Origin of the sequence: Acinetobacter towneri DSM 14962 = CIP 107472 (assembly GCF_000368785.1) — a bacterium.
GTDB lineage: Bacteria > Pseudomonadota > Gammaproteobacteria > Pseudomonadales > Moraxellaceae > Acinetobacter > Acinetobacter towneri.
The window spans coordinates 347,538-367,899 of record NZ_KB849691.1 but is presented as its reverse complement, the minus strand read 5'-3'; the positions used below and the strand labels follow the sequence as shown (position 1 = coordinate 367,899).

The window sequence follows — 20,362 nt, the reverse complement described above, 5'->3', positions numbered from 1 at the left end:
CTAGCTCAGTTACCGAAGCAACCTCGCCCGCTCGACTTGCATGTGTTAAGCCTGCCGCCAGCGTTCAATCTGAGCCATGATCAAACTCTTCAGTTAAAATCATTTTGAAGTTTTAATCTAAACTTCCAAATCTGGCTCATCAATTTTCTGACTTAAATTTCGCTCAAATAAACTTCGAGTAATTTAAACCAATCAATCAATGAAATATTTTCGATTAATCAATTAGTAAAAATCCACACAAGTTGTTCTTCATAATCTCTTAATGATCTTCTCGATGCTTCGTCAGCATCAAGCTAGGTCGGCTATATTACGCTTTATTTCTAAAGTGTCAACTGGTAATTTAAATTATTTTAAACTTTCTTTCTAAAACCCAACTCAATTATTCTTAACCAAGTCATTGTTTTATCAGAAGTTTTAATCTTCATCACCGCCGATGGATGTGCATTATAGGTGAAATATTTCGCCTTGCAACCCCTCTTTTTAAGTTTTATCAGTTTTTTAGTCCGAACGGTTATTTATTCGGCAAAATATTTTAAATCTGTATCATTCTTGCTCAAAATTAGCAGTATGCTTATTTTCAAATTTTAGCTACACTATTTTTATGTTCATTCGTGTTGTGTTGAAATGACTCAAAATTTAAAAATAATAACCTTGCTGTCATTTGTAGCAATGCAAACGCCTACTTTTTTGTATGCTGCACCCGCATCAAATCTTTATAGCACTACATTCTCTATTTTATCTTACGCAAAATGGGTACATGACACGCCCAAGCTCTGCGTCATAGACAATCATGCGATGGCACAACAATTCAAAAATGCCATGCACTCACATCATAACTACAGTATTCACGCTATTTCACTCAAAAATATTGCTCAAAGTGACTGCCAAATCTTAATTTTTTCCACGCTTTCTGCAGCACAAGAACAACACACCCTAAATACTCAAGTACAATTTCCAGCCCTATCTATTAGTTTGAACAATCTAGATTGTGAAACAGGCAGCGCATTCTGCATCTATAAGAAAAATCAGAATTATGCGTTTAAAGTGAATATGGAAAGTTTAACCCAGTCTAAAGTACATATTGATCCGCGGGTGTTATTGCTTGCCAAAACCACGGAGCCTAACTCATGAAGCAGTTATACTCCCCTATTACTTTGCATCAATTATTCACACGCGCACAACTCACTATTTTTGTTTTAACTTTTACAATTTGCTCTGGTATTTTTTTGGTGATCTCAACCTACACCATGAATGCTTATGCCAAAAATAGTCTGCAAAACTTATCTGCTGCGTTAAATGAGCGCATTCAGCCTGCAGTGGTTTTTAATGATCAAATGACGCTCAACAAAATTCTCTCTGAACATACGCAGCGTTATTCTATTCGGTCGATTGAAGTACTATCACCCAAACAAACGCGTATTGCTTTTATTGAGCAGCAAGACTTAGATCATTTCTCAATTCAAGCTTTATTGGATTATTTGTTTTTTAATCATCCTGTTCGGCTGAGTATTGACCATGATCAGCAAAACTATGGCGAACTGGTGGTGTATGGAAACTCTAGTGACTTGGTCAGTTTCTTTTATAAAATCGTTTTAGGATTAATTTTCGGTTTTATTTTGCTTTTAATTGCTGTGTTTTGGTCAATTAATTCAATTTATCAATATCTCATGCAATCTTTAACTTCGATTGTCAGCTCGGCGCGCGAGATTAGTGCACAAAAGAATTATAAGCTACGCGTTTCAAGTTCAGATATTCAAGAACTTCATGAACTGAGTTATGCCTTTAATGGCTTACTCAATGAGATTGAACAATCCCATAAGAATTTATTGGTTGAAAATCATAAACTGCAATTTCAGTCGCAATACGACAATTTAACGCAGTTGCCAAATCGTAATTATTTTTATGAAACACTGTTTAAGCTATTTACCCAGCCTTCTGCTACGGCTGCAGTATTTTTTTTAGACATTAATAACTTTAACCAAATCAATAACCAATTTGGGCATTTGACGGGCGATAATATTTTACGTGATTCATCACATTGTCTAATTCAGATTTTGCCCTCACATGCGTTTGTTGCGCGTTTAGGTGGCGATGAGTTTGCAGTAATCTTAACTGGCTCACACTCCACTGCAGAATTAGAGGATTATTGTCAAAAGATTCATGCTTGCTATACCTCTACATTTAAGTATGAACAGCAACAAGTTTCCTTAAATGTCAGTATTGGCGTAGCATTGATTGAATATGCAAAAACTCCTGAAAATTTAATTGCCGATGTCGATCGCGCAATGCTCAAAGCCAAACGTGATCAATCAAAATGGTATATTTCACCTCAATCAAACAATAAACAGGTTCCTTATGCTTAAAAAAGTTCTGATCGGCACACTTATTCTTGTTATGGTTTCACTCAGTGCTTGCATGAGTTTGGGGAATGTCAGCTATAAGCAGGCGCGCATGCTAAAACAAGAAGGCTTTATTTTAAGTGATGATGGCTGGACCTTAGCCCTGCCTGAACGCTTGTTATTTGGTTTTGATGAATACGCCATTCAAAATAGCCAAAAAGAACGCCTCAACCAATTGGCACAACAGCTGCATAAATATGACTTGGATAAACTCAAGTTTATTGGTCACACAGACAACGTAGGTTTAGCCAGCTACAATCAAACCCTATCGGAAAAACGCGCCCAAAATGTGGCTCAGATCTTTTTAGATCAGGGTTTTGAAAGAAAAAATATTCAGGTGATTGGACGTGGTGCAACACAACCAATGGTAAGCAATGACACACCAGCAAATCGTGCCACCAACCGACGCGTCAATGTGACGATTGTGCCTTAATAAAAAAGACACTAAAACTTTTCTTATATTGAGCCTCATTCTTGAGGCTTTTTTATGCTGACCAATAACTAATACGAAATCAATTTTAAACCAACAAGGCTTTCATAAATTTCAGGCATAAAAAAACCGCTTAACGCGGTATCTTTATTGACTTAACCATTTCTACTTAGTATCTGTTCTATTTAGAAAATGGTCGGAGCAGTAGGATTCGAACCTACGACCCCCTGGTCCCAAACCAGGTGCACTACCAGGCTGTGCTATGCTCCGTTTATCTCTCAAAGAGATTGGGGTGAATGACGGGATTCGAACCCGCGACAACTGGAATCACAATCCAGGGCTCTACCAACTGAGCTACATCCACCATTATGTTTGGTTCTTTTATACCAAGCTACCAAAAAATGGCGCGCCTGACAGGATTCGAACCTGTGACCATCCGCTTAGAAGGCGGATGCTCTATCCAACTGAGCTACAGGCGCATGACCGATGATACATAATATCATGCGATACGTTGCCTTGAAGAATTGGTCGGAGCAGTAGGATTCGAACCTACGACCCCCTGGTCCCAAACCAGGTGCACTACCAGGCTGTGCTATGCTCCGATTCATCTCAGCTTTTTGTGTATCGCACATCGTGCGGTACGGTGTGCATTCTAGGCGCGACGCCCGAAGACGTCAACACCTATATTTAAAAAAAATTAAAAAAAAGCTTCAACCGTATATTTATCAAGCATTTTTGATATTTTTCAATCAATTTTAGCGTTTTAAGCTCGCACTGAAATTCAACATACGATCTAGTGGTAATTTAGCACGTTCTGCCATGGCAGGTTCAACGAATACTTCTTGATCACCTGTTTGCAATACATGCAAAATTCCATCCAATTCATTCATCGCCATCCACGGGCAGTGTGCGCATGAACGACAGGTTGCACCCTCACCTGCAGTTGGTGCTTCAATTAGAATTTTATTTGGTACAGCTTGCTGCATCTTGTAGAAAATACCGCGGTCTGTTGCCACAATTAAACGCTCGTGTGGCAAAGTTTTTGCCGCTTGAATAAGTTGCGAGGTACTGCCCACCGCATCAGCTACATCAACAACTGATTCTGGTGATTCTGGATGCACCAAAACTGCTGCATCCGGATACATGGCTTTCATATTGGCTATACCGCGTGAACGGAATTCTTCATGCACAATACACGAACCATCCCAAAGCAGCATATCTGCGCCAGTTTTCTTTTGAATATAGCGTCCTAAGTGCTGATCTGGCGCCCAAATGATTTTTTCACCTAAGCTATCGAGATGTTCAATAATTTCAACCGCACAGCTTGAGGTAACGACCCAATCTGCACGCGCTTTTACCGCAGCGGACGTGTTGGCATAAACCACAACTGTATGATCAGGATGCGCATCACAGAAGCGGCTAAACTCATCGACAGGACAACCTAAGTCTAGCGAACAAGTCGCTTCTAAAGTTGGCATAAGAATGGTTTTTTCTGGCGATAAAATTTTGGCAGTTTCGCCCATAAATTTTACACCAGCTACGACCAACGTGGTTGCCGCATGATCACGACCAAAACGTGCCATTTCCAGTGAATCCGAAACACAGCCACCTGTTAATTCAGCCAGTTCCTGTACTTCAGGATCGCAGTAATAATGGGCAACCAAGACAGCATTGTGCTTTTCGAGTTCTGCTTTAATTTGCGCAAATTTTTCCTGCTTGGCTTGCTCACTCAAATGATGTTCTTTGGTTTCACCCAAGCGATCTAAATGCGCCTGCACAATTGATTTGGCTTCATTGGCAATTAAATTGGTCGCATCATTCATAACAACGTCTTCTCTATCTTCATGCTTGCCCGAACACAAGCTTACTCAAGTCACTGATGATATGGGGGCAATTTGCTCATTCACCAGCCCTTTGCCGATTGAATGCTAAAAAAGCCTCACAACGGAGGCTTTATCACTCAATTTGAATTTTTACGAACGGTAATCCGCGTTGATCTTGACATAATCGTAAGACAAGTCACAAGTATAGACTGTATCTGTCGCTTGACCACGTCCTAAATTTACACGAATGGTCATTTCGGTTTGTGCCATGACTCGCGCCCCCGCTGCTTCGGTATAGTCGGCAGCAGCACCGCCATCTTTGCAAATTTGCACATCATCCAACCAAACCTGAATTTTTTCAACGTCTAAATTTGGCACGCCTGCATAACCAATTGCAGCAAGAATACGCCCCCAGTTTGGATCTGAGGCAAAAATGGCCGTTTTTACCAATGGTGAATGTGCAATGCTGTACGCAATATCACAACATTCTTGGGTATTGTCACCATCTTCAACACGTACCGTGATGAATTTTGTTGCACCTTCACCATCACGGATAATCAGTTGTGCCAAACGCAACATCACACGATTCAAAACATCTAATACCACAGCATAACGCGGGTCATTTTCACTGCAAATTTCAGTGCCACCCGCCTGACCTGTCGCCACCAAGATACATGAATCATTGGTCGAGGTATCGCCATCTACAGTAATACGGTTAAATGATTGTTCTACGCTGCGTTTGAGCAATTGCTGCAAGATGTCACGTTGAATTGGTGCATCGGTTGCAACATAGCTAAGCATGGTCGCCATATTTGGGCGAATCATACCTGCGCCTTTAGAAATGCCTGTCATACTATAAGTAATGCCATCTAACTCAAACTGCTCAGATGCACCTTTGGGTGTGGTATCTGTGGTCATAATACCTGTCGCAGCATCATGCCAAGCATCCTCACGTAACGATGCCAGCGCAGGTGCTAAACCAGCAACCAAGCGTTCAATCGGCAATTGCTCGCCAATCACACCTGTAGAAAATGGCAAAACTTCTTGGGTAGATACACCTGCCAATTCAGCCAATTTGGCACAGGTAATTTCTGCATTTTGCATACCCAATTTGCCTGTACCCGCATTGGCATTGCCTGTATTAATGACCAAGTAACGCGGATTGCCCTGAGCTAAATGTGCTTTGGACACATACACAGGTGCAGCGCAAAATGCGTTTTGAGTAAAGACACCCGCCACATTTGAGCCTGCTGCAAATTCAAAAATAACCAGGTCACGTCGGTTCTGATAACGCACATAAGCCTCTGCTGAACCAATTTTTACACCTTTGACCACATGCATGTGTGGCATAGAGACGTCACCAACTGCCATTTTGAAATTTCCAGTACAAATTTGAGAATGTCACAGCTTAGTGGAAATTGAAGAAAAAATCGAGCATCCACCCTGCTTGATTCAACTTTTGTTAATACACAAGGTCATATATAAAAAACCAGCCCGTATGGACTGGTTTTAATCTTCAATGTAATGCATCAGCAACTAAAATTATACTGATTGAGCCTATTGGGATTATGGCGTAGTCGCAACCACGGTTTCACCCAATAAAGCCTGTTTTGCACGTTCTTGACTTGCTGCAGATAAAGCAGGATTTGCAGCCACAATACGATTTACATTGGCAGCATTCGCAGGTGCAATCGCTGCAGTATGCAACACGATTGGACGCTGATCTGGATTGGCAAAGGTATAACGAATACCTGTGCGTGGGCTTGCCACAGTCACGTGACCATTATCCACTTGTACCTGTGCAGTGGTCGCACCCACAGCAGCTTGAACTTTTGCAGGAGTTGTCGTTGTTGCCGCATTTGCAAATGCGAAAGTAGGCAAGCTCAAGGCAACAATCATTAAAGGTTGTAATACTTTTTTCATTTTTTGTTCCACACGTGGATATTGCATGTGCAACTAAATAGCATTTAATTCCAAAATCTGCAAATGCTATACACATCTTGCAAAACTATTACCACAAAGATTTTGCGCCCCAAAATACAAAAAGCAGAACCAAAGTTCTGCTTAAGTTGTAACAAGTCAGGTTTAGATTTTACCGTGACACTGTTTATATTTCAGTCCTGAACCACATGGGCATGGCGAGTTACGGCTCGCAGGCGCAACAACAGTTTGCTCAGCAGCACTATACTGTGGTTCTGATTCAAAGGTTTCGCCCGTTAAACCGTCTACATCAGCATGTGAAAGATTAAGCTGCATCGCTTCTGCTTGCGCTTGCTGTTGAGCTTCCATCGCTGCCAATTCTTCAGGTGTTGGGACATGCACACGCGAAAGATCGGTCACGACATCGGCTTTAATCACGCCCAACATATTCACAAACAAGTTAAAGGCTTCTTTTTTGTACTCTTGCTCAGGATTCTTTTGTGCATAACCACGTAAATGAATACCTTGACGCAAATAGTCCATCGCCGCCAAATGATCTTTCCAATGACGATCAAGTGAACTGAGCATAAAGTGGCGTTCTAACATCGCTGCAGATTCATCACCCATTTGCTCACGACGTGCACGATAACGTGTGACAATTTCATCGGCAATACGTTCTACTAAAGCTTCTTCATCTAGGCGACGATCATCTTCAAGCCATTGGTTAATTGGTAATTCGATACCTAAATCATCACGCAAGGCACGCTCTAAACCATCAATATCCCATTGGTCATGAATTGATTCTGGTGGAATATAATTGGCGATCATACCTGTGACCACCTCACGGTGCATTTCTTCAATATAGTCTTGCAGCGTGCTTTCTGCCAGAATATCATCACGCTGTGAATAAATGATCTTACGTTGTTCGTTGTTTACGTCATCGTATTTCAACAAGTTTTTACGGATGTCGAAGTTACGTGCCTCAACTTTACGCTGTGCATTTTCGATAGAGCGTGACACCATTTTGTGTTCAATCGCTTCATCTTCCTGCAAGCCCATAGCACGCATCATTGCTACAACACGATCACCTGCGAAAATACGCATTAAGTCATCTTCGAGTGACAGATAGAAACGTGACACGCCTGGGTCACCCTGACGACCTGCACGACCACGCAACTGGTTGTCAATACGACGCGATTCGTGACGTTCTGAACCAATAATGTGTAAGCCACCTGAACTTAACACCATGTCATGGTTTTGTTCCCACTCTGCCTTTAAACGCGCTTCATCTTCAGGAGTTGGGTTTTCAATTTTGGCTAGCAAAGCTTTCCAGTTACCACCTAGCAAAATATCTGTACCACGACCCGCCATGTTCGTGGCAATAGTCACCGCACGTGGTGAGCCTGCTTGCGCAATGATGTCAGCTTCGCGTTCGTGTTGCTTCGCATTCAATACTTCGTGCTGAATACCTGCTTCACGCAGTTTATCCGATAAAATTTCTGAAGCTTCAATGGTCGCTGTACCAATCAGAATTGGTGCGACACCCGCTTCATGCACGCGTTGAATTTCTTGAATAATCGCGTTGTATTTACCAGTACGGTTTAAATAAATTAAATCGTTTTGGTCATTACGAATCATTGGTCGGTGCGTTGGAATGATGACGACATCTAGACCATAAATTTCTTTCATTTCTGCAGCTTCAGTGTCTGCAGTACCCGTCATTCCCGAAAGCTTTTTGTATAAACGGAAATAGTTCTGGAAGGTTGTGGTCGCTAAAGTCTGGTTTTCAGGCTGAATTTCTAGACCTTCTTTCGCTTCTACCGCTTGGTGCAAACCTTCTGACCAGCGACGGCCAGGCATGGTACGACCTGTGTTTTCATCGACAATAATCACTTCACCATCATGGATGATGTAATGCACGTTGCGTTGATACAAGAAGTGCGCACGAATAGCTGCAGATACGTGATGCACCAAATTCAGGTTAGATGCAGAATACAGACTTTCGCCTTCTGCCAATAAACCCATTTGAATTAATTCATTTTCTACCGTTTCATAACCAATTTCGGTCATTTCTACAGTACGTTGTTTTTCATCAATCCAGAAATGTCCACCATCGGCTACTTTTTCTTCTTTTTGTGCATGCAATTTTGGCGGAATGGTGTTGATTGCTGCATATAACTGCGATGAGTCATCACTTTGACCAGAAATGATTAATGGGGTACGTGCTTCATCAATTAAGATCGAATCGACTTCGTCAATAATGGCATACGTCAGGCCACGCTGTTTTTTCTCACTCAGTGAGAACACCATGTTGTCACGCAAGTAGTCGAAACCAAATTCGTTATTGGTACCGTAAGTAATGTCTGCACGATAAGCCTGTGCTTTTTCAGTCGGGTCTTGCATGGAGTAGATAATGCCAATGCTTAAACCTAAAAACTCAAATAAAGGACGGTTGAGTTCAGCATCACGCTGCGCCAAGTAGTCGTTCACAGTAATGACGTGCACGCCCTGACCGCTTAAAGCATTTAAATAGCAGGCCAAAGTTCCCATTAGGGTTTTACCTTCACCTGTACGCATTTCTGCAATTTTACCTTCGTGCAAGGTAATACCACCAATCAACTGCACGTCATAGTGACGCATGCTCATGACACGTTTAGCCGCTTCACGACATACTGCAAATGCTTCTGGTAATAATTTATCTAAACTTTCGCCTTTGTTATAACGTTGTTTGAATTCTTCGGTTTTTGCAGATAAGTCTGCATCGCTTAAGGCAGATATCGTCGGCTCGAGCGCATTAATCTTGTCTACGATTTTACGCATGCGTTTGAGTTCGCGCTCATTTTTAGTACCGAAGATTCCTCCGATCAGACTTGCCAACATGAATAAACTCTCTAAATCTTGCTTGTCAAATAAATAGGTTTTTCTTAGTGGTTATTATGGTGCTAGAAATTTGAAGTACAAGGGTTTTGCACAAAAACCTATTAAAAATTCCAATCTCTACTTGCCATTTCTCGCTGCTAAGTGGCAGTTAATGTAACAAATTTCGAGCGGACGATATATAGCAATCACACATGAATCTATTTTGAAAATGCAATAAAAACGACACAGCATATTCAATTTACTCATAAGCACATACAAAAACACTATTTAATTCTGCAAAAGGAATGGCGCATAGTAGTACGCACACATCACACAAAAAACAAGACAGAGGTACACAATGACTATTCGCTTAGGTGACACTGCACCCAACTTCACGCAAGATTCAAATGAAGGCCCAATTGATTTTTATGAATTTTTAGGTGACAGCTGGGGCATTCTATTTTCGCATCCTGCCGACTACACACCTGTCTGCACCACCGAGCTAGGCTATACCGCAAAACTGAAAGATGAATTCAGCAAGCGCAATGTCAAAGCGATTGCACTTTCTGTAGATGATGCTGAATCTCACAAAGGCTGGATTCAAGATATTAACGAAACCCAAAACACGACGGTTAATTTCCCAATTCTTGCTGACCAAGATCGTAAAGTATCTACGCTGTACGATTTTATTCACCCGAATGCCAGCGAAACACTGACTGTTCGCTCATTAATCATTATTGATCCAAATAAAAAAGTACGCTTGATCATTACTTATCCTGCTTCTACAGGACGTAATTTCCACGAAATTTTACGTGTGATTGATTCACTACAACTGACTGACAATTACAAAGTTGCAACGCCTGCCAACTGGCAAGATGGTGAAGATGTGGTGATCGTGCCTTCCATTCAGGATGAAGCGGAACTTAAAGAACGCTTCCCAAGTGGATATAAAGCCATCAAGCCTTATTTGCGTTTGACCAAACAACCGAACCGCACTTAATTAAGTGTTACATGAGCAAGCCTATCTTCGGATAGGCTTTTTACAATCAAAGCATTTGAAACACGCCTAAATTCAATCAGCATTAAAAAAGGATTTAACCCAAAAGATTAAATCCTTTTTAATAAACATTTTGATCGAATGATCTAGTCGCGTTTATCTAACGGTATCCAGTCAATCACCCATGCAGATTTCATATTCAAACTTGGGTCTGCGGTAATTTTCTTGCGGGTTGCATCTGCAGCATCACGGTCTTTAGATGGCCCAACCATAATCCGAACCCCTTTAGACGTTGGACTTTGGGTAACTTTATAACCTTTGGCTTTCAGTTTTGCCGCCAAAGCATCGGCATTGGCTTGGTTAGCTGCCAAAGCCACTTGTACCATCCACTGCTTATCGCCTTCTTCCAATAACTTACGTGCTTTTTCAGCTTCAGCCTTTTTCTTGGCAGCTTCTTCAGCTTTGCGTTTTTCCTCGGCTTTACGCTTATCTTCGGCAGCCTTACGTTCTGCTTCTTTTTTCGATTCTGCTGCTTTTCGCTCTTGTTCAGCTTTACGTTTTGCATCGGCTTGGCGTTGTTCTTCCGCTTTGCGCTTCTCTTCTGCAATGCGTTTTTCTTCCGCTAAACGCTTTTCATCTGCTGCTTTTTTCTCTGCAGCACTACGCTCTTGCGCAGCTTTTAACTCAGCAGCTTTCTTGGCATCCGTTGCTTTTTGCTGCTCTAACTTCTTTTGCTGAGCGGCTTTTTCTTCAGCCAAACGCTTTTGCTTGGCTTGTTCATCTTCGACCAATTCAGGCGGAATATTGTCAGAACTTTGCTGCTGACCAGAACGTAATGCATTTAAGGCAGCATATTCTTCTGCAGCTTTACGCGCTGCTTCTGCTTCTGCCTGTTGTTGCATCGCTAAAAACTCAGCTGCACGTGCTTCTTGCTCTGCCACTGCTTTTTCACGCGCACGGCGCTGCTCTTCAAGCAGACGCTGCTCGGTTTGCACATCGACAGTTAAAGGTTGCAATTGCACCATTTCTGCCTGATTGGCATTTTTATGTTGAACTTGTTCGGCTTGGCTTGGGGTTTTCACATTATTTTGATGTATTTCTTCTTGCCCTTTTAAAAGCAATGCTGCCAATAAAACACCACCACCTAATAAAACAACGCCACCCATCCAGCGCTGTTTGTTATTCATTGACATTCTTCCAAATACTCCCATACCGCTTCTAAGGTATGAAATGATCCACATACCAAAATCAGCTGATTATTTTTTGTTTCATCCAGTGCTGATTTAAAAGCCAATTGTATACTGTCGAAGTGTTGTATTGTTTCGCCTTGCAAAGCCTGATCCAAAACCGTGATCTCTGCCGCACGAGGCACATTTAATGTGGCAATTTTCCACATTACGACACTATCTTTCAATAACTCAACCACAGAATTTATATCTTTATCTGCAAGCATTGAAAAAACACTGACCACTTCAGTGTACTGTTTATTGTAATTTAAGAAATTGCGCAATTGCTTTAACAAAAATTCAACGCCATGCGGGTTATGTCCTGCATCAAAAATCACGGTTTTGCCCTGAATTTGACGAATTTCAAAACGTCCCGCCAATTTGGCCGTTTGAATACCTTGTGCAATTGCGTCTTGGGTGATTTCTAAACCACTGTGCAAGACTGCTGCCACAGCCGTTGAAATATTATCAAGTGCCAAGCTGCCTGCTGGAAGTTTTAAGGTGCAGCCCGATGCAGCAAACATCCACGACTCACCATCTTGCATGTCCCGATAAAAATAATCACGATTCAGGGTAAACAATGGTGCATTACAAGCTGCTGCCTTATCTTGAATAGCTTGAGGCAAATCTTGCTGACCTGCAAAAATGACAGGAATGTTAGGACGAATAATGCCTGCTTTTTCATAGGCAATTTTTTCGATGCTATCGCCTAACCAATCGACATGATCTAAACCGATATTGGTAATAACCGCCACATCAGGATTGACGACATTGACCACATCTAAGCGTCCACCTAAACCGACTTCAAGCACCCATACATCGCAATCACGTGCTTTAAAAATCACAAAGGCTGCCAAAGTCGTGGCCTCAAAAAAAGATAAACTCAGATCGCAATCACGTCGTGCTTGATCGACTTGCACAAAAGCATCAATCAAACTTTGGTCATCGATTTCGACGCCTGCTAATTTGACTCGTTCATTAAAACGGTAAATATGTGGCGATTGGTACAACCCAACCCGATAGCCCTGCGCATTTAAAATAGCCGCTAAAGTGGTTGTGGTTGAGCCTTTGCCATTGGTTCCCGCAACCGTAATGACTTTGGCTTTAGGATGGGTCACCCCCAGTTTTTCTGCAACGGGAATAACCCGCTCCAAACCTAAATCAATACCCGTAACGTGAACATGGCTCCAATAATTGAGCCATGTGTTTAAATCATCGGTTGCAAGAGGTGCTGTGTTCAAGGCAAGTTCATCAGTTTCGCAAGAATACGATAAACTGTATCACGTAATGCATGACGATGGACAATTTGATCGACCACACCATGATCAAGTAAGTATTCTGCACGTTGGAATGGTTCTTCCAGTTTTTCACGTACAGTTTGCTCAATGACACGTTTACCCGCAAAACCAATCATCGCTTTAGGTTCTGCAATGTGTACATCACCCAACATTGCCAATGATGCAGTTACACCACCGTATACAGGATGAGTTAATACTACGATGTACGGCAAGCCTGCTTCTTTCATGCGTTGAATTGCTGCAGAAGTACGCGCCATTTGCATTAATGACAACATGCCTTCTTGCATACGCGCACCGCCCGATGCTGCAAAGCAAATTAACGGTTGTTTTTGCTGAATCGCACGTTCAGCAGCTTGCACAAAACGGTCACCAACGACAGTACCCATTGAGCCGCCCATAAAGTCAAACTCAAACGCACAAGCAATGACTGGCATATCTTTTAATAAGCCCTGCATAACCACTAACGCTTCGGTTTCACCCGTTTTCTTTTGCGCTTCAGTCATACGCTCAGGATAAGCTTTGCTGTCTACAAATTTGAGTGGGTCTTTGGCAGAGAATTCTTGACCTAATTCGTTTTGTACTTGGTCAAAGAACCAAGTTAAACGCTCACGCGCTTTCATGCGTAAATGTTCATCACATTGTGGGCATACATAAGCGTTGAATGACATTGCCGTACGTGTCACCAAGGCATGACATTCTGGACATTCAATCGTTGGTTCAGTAAAGATCGCTTTTAACGCTTGTTGCTCATCTGGTGTTTCAATACCAGGTACACCACGTGCAGTCCACGGCGTCGATGGGCTTAGAATTTTCCCTGTTTTCACTTCTTGACTCATACTAACTCATCGAGCGCAGCTCGAAGCTCCTTCACTTTATTAACCGTTGCAATGACGGCTTGTTCTGGTGCTAAGCTCGCAAATTGTTTTACAAAAGCACTTCCGACAATGACTGCGTCGGCAGCCGCGCCCATTGCTTTGGCAGATGCAGCATCACTGATGCCAAAACCCACACCCACAGGCACGTTGGTTACAGCTTTAATCTGTTGGATGCGGGTTGCTGCTTCTGCAACATCAAGTGTTGCTGCACCCGTCACGCCTTTCAAAGAAACATAATAAATAAAGCCACTGGCTTGGTTTGCAACAAATTGAATACGCTCTGGTGTAGAAGTTGGCGCTAACAAGAAAATTTGATTCATCCCATATTTATTCAGGACTTCATCAAATTCTTGGGCTTCTTCAGGTGGTAAATCGACCAGAAGTACACCATCGACACCACAGTCATGTGCATATTCAACAAACTTTTCATAACCAATGACTTCTACAGGGTTTAAATATCCCATCAATACCACAGGAGTTTCCTGATCTTTTTGACGGAACTCTTTGACCATGTTTAAAGCATCTAGCGTATTGGTTCCACCTGCCAACGCTCGCTCTGCAGCGAGGGCAATTACTGGACCATCAGCCATTGGGTCTGAAAACGGCAAACCTAATTCAACGACATCTACCCCTGCCTCGACCATTTGATGTAACAACGGAACTGTGACTTCTGGATGAGGGTCACCTGCCATAACATAAGAAACCAAGGCCTTACGCTGTTGAGATTCAAGCTGTGCAAATCGTGTGGCTAAACGTGACATAGGGTTGTATTTTCCTTGAATGATTAAAACTGAGACATTTGCTATTGTAGAAATACAAATTGACCCATTGTAACGCTATTTTTTACTCAATGAATAGCGCACAGGCATGGGTTGCTGCATTTCTGTTTGCAAAACGATTTATTCAGAACAACCGCGAGGCTACATTTACTGATATTTGCGCTTTTTTCTCAATGATCAAAGATGCCTAATTTTGCCTGCTTATCGGTTTTTGAAACTTGCTCAATCGTGCTTTTAAATTTAAAAATATTGATAAAAATAAACAACTTCAGGTTTTATCTTAGGCTTTATCAACCTTGCAAAAGCTGATTCGGTCATGGCTACACACAGCTTATTTTCAATCTCTTAGCGCGAAATCACCTGTTGATAATGAGCCAATCCATACTATTTATGGCGTATTTTGCTGTAGAGAAAGTGCATCCTCAGCTTGCTGCAACTGCTGTTTACGTTTTAGCAAGGTCTGTCCTGTACAGGCTTTATAGGCACGCGCCAAAGCCGATTGGTCTGAATAACCCAACAACTGTGCAATATCGCTTAGGCTCACATTTTGTCGCAGTAAGTTTTCACAGCGCTGCATCCGTTCTATTTCAAGAATCTGTTTAAAACCCGTACCTTCCTGTTTAAGCTGACGCTGTAACGTACGCCCTGAACGAAATAAACGCTGCGCCACCCATTCAATGCTCGGCACTTGCTGTTCATAACGTAAATAATGCGCCACCTGCTCTTGGACTTGCTGCTGCACGGTTTCTAATTGTGGTTTTAACGCAATCGCATCTTCAGCTTGTTTGGTGAGTAAATGAATTAAAGAGGGATCGGCTTGCTGTGGTTTTAAACTGAGGCTTTCTAAATTTAAAACAATTTGATATTCCGCTTGCTTAAATAAAACCTTACAACCATAAAACTTTTCATAATGCAGCATCGCCATACGCGGTGCATGGGCAAAATGAATCTCCCGTATCGGAGAGTGTTGAAAATCAAAAATTTGCATGGCCAATTGAGTCATACAGGCAAAAGTCATTTCATGAACCAAGCTGTATTTTTCATCCACCAATGGCCATGATAAATATAAAGCATCTGATTGTTGTTCCAGTCGCATTGGTACGGCTGCCGTACCATCCACCACCAAGCGACTAAAACGCATCATATATTGAATGGCTTCTGCAACACTGTTACTACGCGATGCCATATAGCCAAGCACGCCAAAATGTTCAGGCTGAATATAACGTGCCAATTCAAAAACGAGCGTTGGACAATCTAAAAACTGAATACTGTGTTGGATGATCTCGTTAAAAAACTGATAGGACGATTGGGTATCCATGGGCAATGCCAACACATGCTGTAAATGCTGCAATTGTGCAGGCGAAAATCCAAGCTGCTCAGGAACTCTGCCCTGTGCAGATAAATAGCGTAACCAAAGTTGATAATAGCCATTTGGAATTTGAATTTCGCTCATGTGCTTGCTCATTTTGACATGCATCATTTTCTTTTGTCGTTTAATGTATAAAAACTGGCAAATACTGTCAAAACAAATCTGCCAAAGCCCGACATACTGCAAACAGGATTGACCAGAGTGAAATAAAATAAAATGAATGCACTTGTCCAATATCATGTTGCGCCCATAGTACGCAGCAATCTCGATTTTAAATTAGCCGATGTGCCGCGTTACTGGTTTGCAGGTGACCCGTTTTTGACCCGCATGTTTGATGCTTTAAGCCTGACTTTTCCTGATGGCGAGCGTTATTTCATTCAATCGGTACGTTTGTTCCGTGATCAAATTCAAGACCCAGACTTAAAACAACGTGTTGCCGATTTTATTCGGCAAGAAGCTCAGCACGGCATTGCACACGACAAAATGAATCAGGTTATGAAAGATCAAGGCATGCCTGTAGATCAGTTTATTCAGCGTCTAAACAAAGTGTTTAAGTTTGAACTGAAATATCGCTCGCCCCAATACAACATCGCCATGACAGCGGCTGCGGAACATTTAACTGCACTTATGGCAGAAACTTTTTATGGCGAAAAAGACACGCTACAAGATGCACATCCTTATGTCCGCGCCTTATTTGCATGGCATGCGATTGAAGAAATGGAACATCGTGATGTGGCGTTTGATGTGATGCAACAGGTGGGCAATGTGCCTGAAGTGACCCGAAAAATGGCGTTGGTGCTGACCACAGGTTTAATGTTCGGATTTACCCTGTACCGCGCCAATGTCATGCTGAGATGCGATGGGTTTAATCGTACCCAGCGCCTTAAAATGAATGTACGTGGCTTGCAATGGCTGTTTGGCAAACAAGGGAAATTACGCAAAATGCAATCACAATATCGTGATTGGTTTAAACCTGACTTTCACCCTAGCCAACATCCAATCATCGCGCAATATGATGTCTGGCTTGAGACTTTGGCGCAAACAGGCGACCCAATTCAGGCAGGTGAAGCATTTTGGCAGGCAGGAAAATAAAGCTTTTGGTTTTGCTTGGCTTTTAACCAATGAACACCTAAGCATTGCTTAGCTTTATACAAACTTGCCTCTAATATCTTTATATAAAGTAAGGCATAAGGCAATGCTGAGTCATATCTTATTATTTCTTATTTATGAGTGACTCATACCGTTTTGGCGCAAGAGATCGCTGTTACTGTTACAGCCCCATCTCCTACGCAGAAAAAGGTTTTAGTCCTGATTCATAATAAAAAAGTACTGGCGATAATATTTCAGCTCGGCAATCGAATCACGAATATCATCCATCGCCAAATGCGACGCATTCTTTTTCAAACCGCTCATAATTTCTGGACGCCAGCGCTTTGCCAACTCTTTCACTGATGATACATCCAGATTACGATAATGGAAATATTGCTCCAATTCAGGCATTAAACGGTGTAAAAAACGGCGGTCTTGGCAAATTGAGTTGCCACACATTGGCGATGTTTTCGGATTGACCCATTTTTTTAGAAACTCAATGGTTTGCTGCTCTGCATCCTGCGCAGTGAGTTTGCTGCGACGCACACGCTCAATTAAGCCCGATTGTCCATGCTGACGTGTATTCCACTCATCCATGGCATTTAAAATACGATCAGGTTGATGCACAGCCAGCACAGGACCTTCTGCCAAAATATTTAAATGATCATCGGTCACAATGGTAGCCACTTCAATAATTTGGTCGTTATCGGTATCTAAACCTGTCATTTCCAAATCAATCCAAATGAGGCGAGTATCAGGCGTGCTGCTCATAAATGTGCAATCTTATTCGGCTTAAAAACAACATAGTAGCAAATTTCTTGCTTCTTGGCTGTAACTGTGCCCCCGCTTCATGCTATTTTTGCCATCCTGAGTTCATGGTTTTTTAGGATATGAATGGCTTTAATTCGTAAGCGTCGATTGACTGAACAACAGCAACGTCGAATTGAAAAACAACACAAGTCACGTCAGACAGACATTAACACTTCACATGATTTAGAAGGCTTGGTGGTACAACACTATGGTCGTCAATTAGAAGTGCAGGCTTTATCTGTTCCTGAAATTCATCCTGAAAAACCTGTGGTGCACGCAGGTGAGCCTGAACCGTTTTGGAAACCTATCGAAATAGGCAGCATTTGGCGTTGTCATACTCGCACCAATTTAGAATTATTGGTGACGGGAGATCGGGTCAAATGGCAAGCCGATCCGAATACAGGTTTAGGGATTATTACCGTGATTCATCCACGCCAATCTTTATTGACCCGACCTGATCGTTATCACAAAGTTAAACCTGTTGCCGCCAATATCAGTTTGATTGTGATTGTTTTTGCGCCTTTGCCTGAACCTGCACCGGGCTTGATTGACCGCTATTTGGTTGCTTGTGCCGATGCCGATATTCCCGCCTTATTGGTCTTAAACAAATCTGATTTGCTCAAAGAAAACGACCCGATTTTAGACTTGCTTAAGGAATATCAAGACTTGGGGTATGAAGTCATGCAAACCCAGTCCGATGCGAATTTAGAGCATTTGGCGGCACGTTTGGCAGGTGAAACGGTGGCTTTTGTTGGACAATCGGGTGTGGGGAAAAGCTCGCTGATTAATGCCATCGTGCCTGAAGCGGCGCAAAAGACCAATATCATTTCAGAAAACTCAGCACTTGGACAACACACCACAACCTCTACTCGTTTAATTGGCTTTGGAGATGGTGCTGCCTTAATTGACTCACCGGGGATTCGTGAATTTGGTTTGTGGCACTTGAGCCAAGATAAAATTCAAAATGGTTTTCCTGAAATTGAAAACCTGTTGGGTCATTGCCAATTCCGCAACTGTACCCATAAACATGAAAAGCAATGTGCGCTGCGACTGGCTGCTGCAGAAGGCGAAATTTTATCGCGTCGTTTAGACAGTTATTTAAGACTGTGTGATGAAATTGCCGAAGCGCAACAAAAAAATTAATTTTATTGTGGCGCTGCCCTTGAAGCGGTGTTTTTGATCGCCATATTTATACGCTATACTCTTGAACAATTTTGACATTGTAATTAGGTGACTTGTGGAACGTTGGTTCGAATTTATGGGGAATCATCCCTTCTTATTTGGGACGCTGGCTGTATTGGTAGTGTTGTTCTTTGTGTTAGAAGGTCAACGCAATGGTCGCAAAATTTCCCCACAATCTTTGGGTATTTTAGTCAAAGCTAAAAATGCCATGTTGATTGATTTACGTGATGCCAAAGATTTCCGTGAAGGTCATATCAGTGGTAGCCGCAATATTCCCTATAGCCAAATTACCAAGCATGTTGAAGAGTTAAAAACCTCAGATCGCCCATTGGTCTTTATCTGTAACTTGGGTCAGGTTGCAGGCAGTGCTTTACAACAGGTCGCACATACCGATGCCTATCGTTTAGATGGCGGTATTAGCAACTGGAAAGCACAAGGTTTACCTTTAGTAAAAAGCAAATAGTTTTACCCAATATTTTTCGCAAGGAGAACAATCATGGCTGAAGTCACTATTTATTCAACGACTGTATGTCCATACTGCATTCGTGCAAAACAACTCCTTGAGCGTAAAGGCGTTGCCTATAAAGAAATTAATTTGTCGAATGAAGCGCCTGAAGTACGTGTTGAATTAATGCAACGTACCAATCATCGTACCGTTCCACAAATTTTCATCAATGACCAATTTATTGGCGGCTTTGACCAATTATATGCGTTAGATCGCGAAGGCAAGCTTGATCAATTATTGGCATAAACATAACACGATAACCAACTCTTAAGGATTTAACATGAGTGAAGAACAACAAGCTCAACCACAATTGGCATTAGAGCGTATTTATACCAAAGACATTTCTTTTGAAGTTCCTGGGGCACAAGTATTTACCAAAGAATGGCAGCCTGAATTGAACATCAACCTGTCATCTTCTGCAGAAAAAATTGATCCAACCCACTTTGAAGTAGCATTAAAAGTTGTGGTTCAAGCCAACAACGCCGGCGATACTGCATTTATTGTGGATGTTACCCAAGCTGGTATTTTCCTGATTGATGGCGTTGAAGAAGAGCGTTTACCGTACATTCTTGGCGCATACTGCCCGAACATTTTGTTCCCATTCTTGCGTGAAGCAGTGAATGATATGGTTACCAAAGGCAGCTTCCCACAATTATTGTTAACGCCAATCAACTTCGATGCCGAGTTTGAAGCCAATATGCAACGTGCTCAAGCCGCTGCAGCTGAAGGTCAAGCTTAATTCGCGATTGGATATAAAAAACTGCTGAAATTTCAGCGGTTTTTTATGTCATCCGTTTGCTG

Annotated in this window: 19 protein-coding genes, 4 tRNA genes and 1 rRNA gene; 9 read left to right on the top strand and 15 right to left on the bottom strand. The window is 42.1% G+C overall.

Annotated elements, in window-relative coordinates:
* Nucleotides 1-96: ribosomal RNA gene (locus tag F947_RS12630) — 16S ribosomal RNA — on the bottom strand; the annotation flags it as partial.
* 528 nt (nucleotides 97-624) lie between these two features.
* On the opposite strand from F947_RS12630, the gene F947_RS12625 reads away from it, so the two are divergent.
* The 3 genes from F947_RS12625 to F947_RS12615 are packed head-to-tail and all read left to right on the top strand — an operon-like array spanning nucleotide 625 to nucleotide 2,832.
* The gene (locus F947_RS12625; RefSeq protein ID WP_004976281.1) at nucleotides 625-1,131 is read left to right on the top strand and encodes a regulatory sequestration protein YfiR; all 507 of its coding nucleotides are present in this window, start codon (nucleotides 625-627) and stop codon (nucleotides 1,129-1,131) included.
* Nucleotides 1,128-2,363 carry a diguanylate cyclase DgcN/YfiN gene (locus tag F947_RS12620; RefSeq protein ID WP_004976279.1) on the top strand — a complete coding sequence of 412 codons (1,236 nt, stop codon included), beginning with the start codon at nucleotides 1,128-1,130 and terminating at the stop codon, nucleotides 2,361-2,363. The genes F947_RS12625 and F947_RS12620 overlap by 4 nt, the downstream gene beginning before the upstream one ends.
* Nucleotides 2,356-2,832 carry an outer membrane lipoprotein YfiB gene (locus F947_RS12615; protein ID WP_004976277.1) on the top strand — a complete coding sequence of 159 codons (477 nt, stop codon included), beginning with the start codon at nucleotides 2,356-2,358 and terminating at the stop codon, nucleotides 2,830-2,832. Before F947_RS12620 ends, F947_RS12615 begins: the two co-directional genes overlap by 8 nt.
* Nucleotides 2,833-3,022: 190 nt before the next feature.
* On the opposite strand, the gene F947_RS12610 is transcribed toward F947_RS12615, so the two are convergent.
* The 8 genes from F947_RS12610 to secA form a co-directional block, all read right to left on the bottom strand.
* Nucleotides 3,023-3,099 (bottom strand) — tRNA-Pro (locus F947_RS12610).
* A gap of 18 nt (nucleotides 3,100-3,117) precedes the next feature.
* Nucleotides 3,118-3,193 (bottom strand) — tRNA-His (locus F947_RS12605).
* Between the two features lie 38 nt (nucleotides 3,194-3,231).
* A tRNA-Arg gene (locus F947_RS12600) sits at nucleotides 3,232-3,308 on the bottom strand.
* 46 nt (nucleotides 3,309-3,354) lie between these two features.
* Nucleotides 3,355-3,431, bottom strand: a tRNA-Pro gene (locus F947_RS12595).
* A 153-nt stretch (nucleotides 3,432-3,584) separates the two neighbouring features.
* Nucleotides 3,585-4,652 carry a quinolinate synthase NadA gene (gene nadA, locus F947_RS12590; RefSeq protein WP_026438463.1) on the bottom strand — a complete coding sequence of 356 codons (1,068 nt, stop codon included), beginning with the start codon at nucleotides 4,650-4,652 and terminating at the stop codon, nucleotides 3,585-3,587.
* Nucleotides 4,653-4,802: 150 nt separating this feature from the next.
* On the bottom strand, nucleotides 4,803-6,023 hold the full coding sequence (gene argJ / locus F947_RS12585) for a bifunctional glutamate N-acetyltransferase/amino-acid acetyltransferase ArgJ (RefSeq protein WP_004976273.1): 1,221 nt from the start codon (nucleotides 6,021-6,023) through the stop codon (nucleotides 4,803-4,805).
* 195 nt (nucleotides 6,024-6,218) lie between these two features.
* Nucleotides 6,219-6,575 carry a hypothetical protein gene (locus F947_RS12580; protein WP_026438462.1) on the bottom strand — a complete coding sequence of 119 codons (357 nt, stop codon included), beginning with the start codon at nucleotides 6,573-6,575 and terminating at the stop codon, nucleotides 6,219-6,221.
* A 162-nt stretch (nucleotides 6,576-6,737) separates the two neighbouring features.
* Nucleotides 6,738-9,452 (bottom strand): preprotein translocase subunit SecA, encoded by a 2,715-nt coding sequence (gene secA / locus F947_RS12575; RefSeq protein WP_004976270.1) that lies wholly within the window; start codon nucleotides 9,450-9,452, stop codon nucleotides 6,738-6,740.
* A gap of 337 nt (nucleotides 9,453-9,789) precedes the next feature.
* Here secA and F947_RS12570 point away from each other — a divergent pair, with 337 nt between their 5' ends.
* Complete coding sequence (locus tag F947_RS12570) at nucleotides 9,790-10,431, top strand: peroxiredoxin (RefSeq protein WP_004976269.1); 642 nt, start codon at nucleotides 9,790-9,792, stop codon at nucleotides 10,429-10,431.
* A 143-nt stretch (nucleotides 10,432-10,574) separates the two neighbouring features.
* Here F947_RS12570 and F947_RS12565 read toward each other — a convergent pair whose 3' ends face one another.
* From F947_RS12565 to F947_RS12545, 5 genes are all read right to left on the bottom strand, one after another.
* Nucleotides 10,575-11,621 carry an SPOR domain-containing protein gene (locus tag F947_RS12565; protein WP_373683197.1) on the bottom strand — a complete coding sequence of 349 codons (1,047 nt, stop codon included), beginning with the start codon at nucleotides 11,619-11,621 and terminating at the stop codon, nucleotides 10,575-10,577.
* Nucleotides 11,612-12,895, bottom strand: coding sequence for a bifunctional tetrahydrofolate synthase/dihydrofolate synthase (gene folC / locus F947_RS12560; protein WP_004976264.1), 1,284 nt, complete (start codon nucleotides 12,893-12,895; stop codon nucleotides 11,612-11,614). Before folC ends, F947_RS12565 begins: the two co-directional genes overlap by 10 nt.
* The gene (accD, locus tag F947_RS12555; RefSeq protein WP_004976262.1) at nucleotides 12,892-13,788 is read right to left on the bottom strand and encodes an acetyl-CoA carboxylase, carboxyltransferase subunit beta; all 897 of its coding nucleotides are present in this window, start codon (nucleotides 13,786-13,788) and stop codon (nucleotides 12,892-12,894) included. Before accD ends, folC begins: the two co-directional genes overlap by 4 nt.
* A complete protein-coding gene (trpA, locus tag F947_RS12550; protein ID WP_004976260.1) occupies nucleotides 13,785-14,588 on the bottom strand; it encodes a tryptophan synthase subunit alpha in 804 nt (267 codons plus the stop codon). Before trpA ends, accD begins: the two co-directional genes overlap by 4 nt.
* Nucleotides 14,589-14,994: 406 nt before the next feature.
* A complete protein-coding gene (locus F947_RS12545; protein WP_004976258.1) occupies nucleotides 14,995-16,059 on the bottom strand; it encodes an AraC family transcriptional regulator in 1,065 nt (354 codons plus the stop codon).
* A 132-nt stretch (nucleotides 16,060-16,191) separates the two neighbouring features.
* Between F947_RS12545 and F947_RS12540 the strand changes: the two genes are divergently transcribed.
* Nucleotides 16,192-17,067 (top strand): metal-dependent hydrolase, encoded by an 876-nt coding sequence (locus F947_RS12540; protein WP_004976256.1) that lies wholly within the window; start codon nucleotides 16,192-16,194, stop codon nucleotides 17,065-17,067.
* 210 nt (nucleotides 17,068-17,277) lie between these two features.
* On the opposite strand, the gene orn is transcribed toward F947_RS12540, so the two are convergent.
* On the bottom strand, nucleotides 17,278-17,835 hold the full coding sequence (orn, locus tag F947_RS12535) for an oligoribonuclease (RefSeq protein ID WP_004976254.1): 558 nt from the start codon (nucleotides 17,833-17,835) through the stop codon (nucleotides 17,278-17,280).
* A gap of 123 nt (nucleotides 17,836-17,958) precedes the next feature.
* On the opposite strand from orn, the gene rsgA reads away from it, so the two are divergent.
* The 4 genes from rsgA to secB all read left to right on the top strand — a co-directional run bounded on the left by rsgA (nucleotide 17,959) and on the right by secB (nucleotide 20,300).
* Nucleotides 17,959-19,017 (top strand): ribosome small subunit-dependent GTPase A, encoded by a 1,059-nt coding sequence (gene rsgA, locus F947_RS12530; protein WP_004976252.1) that lies wholly within the window; start codon nucleotides 17,959-17,961, stop codon nucleotides 19,015-19,017.
* Nucleotides 19,018-19,111: 94 nt separating this feature from the next.
* Complete coding sequence (locus F947_RS12525) at nucleotides 19,112-19,519, top strand: rhodanese-like domain-containing protein (protein ID WP_004976250.1); 408 nt, start codon at nucleotides 19,112-19,114, stop codon at nucleotides 19,517-19,519.
* A gap of 33 nt (nucleotides 19,520-19,552) precedes the next feature.
* Nucleotides 19,553-19,807, top strand: a complete 255-nt coding sequence (grxC, locus tag F947_RS12520) for a glutaredoxin 3 (RefSeq protein ID WP_004976247.1) — start codon at nucleotides 19,553-19,555, stop codon at nucleotides 19,805-19,807.
* 34 nt (nucleotides 19,808-19,841) lie between these two features.
* On the top strand, nucleotides 19,842-20,300 hold the full coding sequence (gene secB / locus F947_RS12515) for a protein-export chaperone SecB (RefSeq protein ID WP_004976246.1): 459 nt from the start codon (nucleotides 19,842-19,844) through the stop codon (nucleotides 20,298-20,300).
* Nucleotides 20,301-20,362: the final 62 nt, after the last annotated feature.

Bases quoted from the DNA above. Each gene is read 5' to 3' on its own strand.
- secA (WP_004976270.1), bottom strand. From the start codon at position 9,452: ATGTTGGCAAGTCTGATCGGAGGAATCTTCGGTACTAAAAATGAGCGC.
- grxC (WP_004976247.1), top strand. From the start codon at position 19,553: ATGGCTGAAGTCACTATTTATTCAACGACTGTATGTCCATACTGCATT.
- argJ (WP_004976273.1), bottom strand. From the start codon at position 6,023: ATGGCAGTTGGTGACGTCTCTATGCCACACATGCATGTGGTCAAAGGT.
- trpA (WP_004976260.1), bottom strand. From the start codon at position 14,588: ATGTCACGTTTAGCCACACGATTTGCACAGCTTGAATCTCAACAGCGT.
- rsgA (WP_004976252.1), top strand. From the start codon at position 17,959: ATGGCTTTAATTCGTAAGCGTCGATTGACTGAACAACAGCAACGTCGA.
- F947_RS12620 (WP_004976279.1), top strand. From the start codon at position 1,128: ATGAAGCAGTTATACTCCCCTATTACTTTGCATCAATTATTCACACGC.
- secB (WP_004976246.1), top strand. From the start codon at position 19,842: ATGAGTGAAGAACAACAAGCTCAACCACAATTGGCATTAGAGCGTATT.
- F947_RS12545 (WP_004976258.1), bottom strand. From the start codon at position 16,059: ATGAGCGAAATTCAAATTCCAAATGGCTATTATCAACTTTGGTTACGC.
- orn (WP_004976254.1), bottom strand. From the start codon at position 17,835: ATGAGCAGCACGCCTGATACTCGCCTCATTTGGATTGATTTGGAAATG.
- nadA (WP_026438463.1), bottom strand. From the start codon at position 4,652: ATGAATGATGCGACCAATTTAATTGCCAATGAAGCCAAATCAATTGTG.
- F947_RS12540 (WP_004976256.1), top strand. From the start codon at position 16,192: ATGAATGCACTTGTCCAATATCATGTTGCGCCCATAGTACGCAGCAAT.
- F947_RS12625 (WP_004976281.1), top strand. From the start codon at position 625: ATGACTCAAAATTTAAAAATAATAACCTTGCTGTCATTTGTAGCAATG.
- F947_RS12565 (WP_373683197.1), bottom strand. From the start codon at position 11,621: ATGTCAATGAATAACAAACAGCGCTGGATGGGTGGCGTTGTTTTATTA.
- F947_RS12570 (WP_004976269.1), top strand. From the start codon at position 9,790: ATGACTATTCGCTTAGGTGACACTGCACCCAACTTCACGCAAGATTCA.
- F947_RS12615 (WP_004976277.1), top strand. From the start codon at position 2,356: ATGCTTAAAAAAGTTCTGATCGGCACACTTATTCTTGTTATGGTTTCA.
- accD (WP_004976262.1), bottom strand. From the start codon at position 13,788: ATGAGTCAAGAAGTGAAAACAGGGAAAATTCTAAGCCCATCGACGCCG.
- F947_RS12580 (WP_026438462.1), bottom strand. From the start codon at position 6,575: ATGAAAAAAGTATTACAACCTTTAATGATTGTTGCCTTGAGCTTGCCT.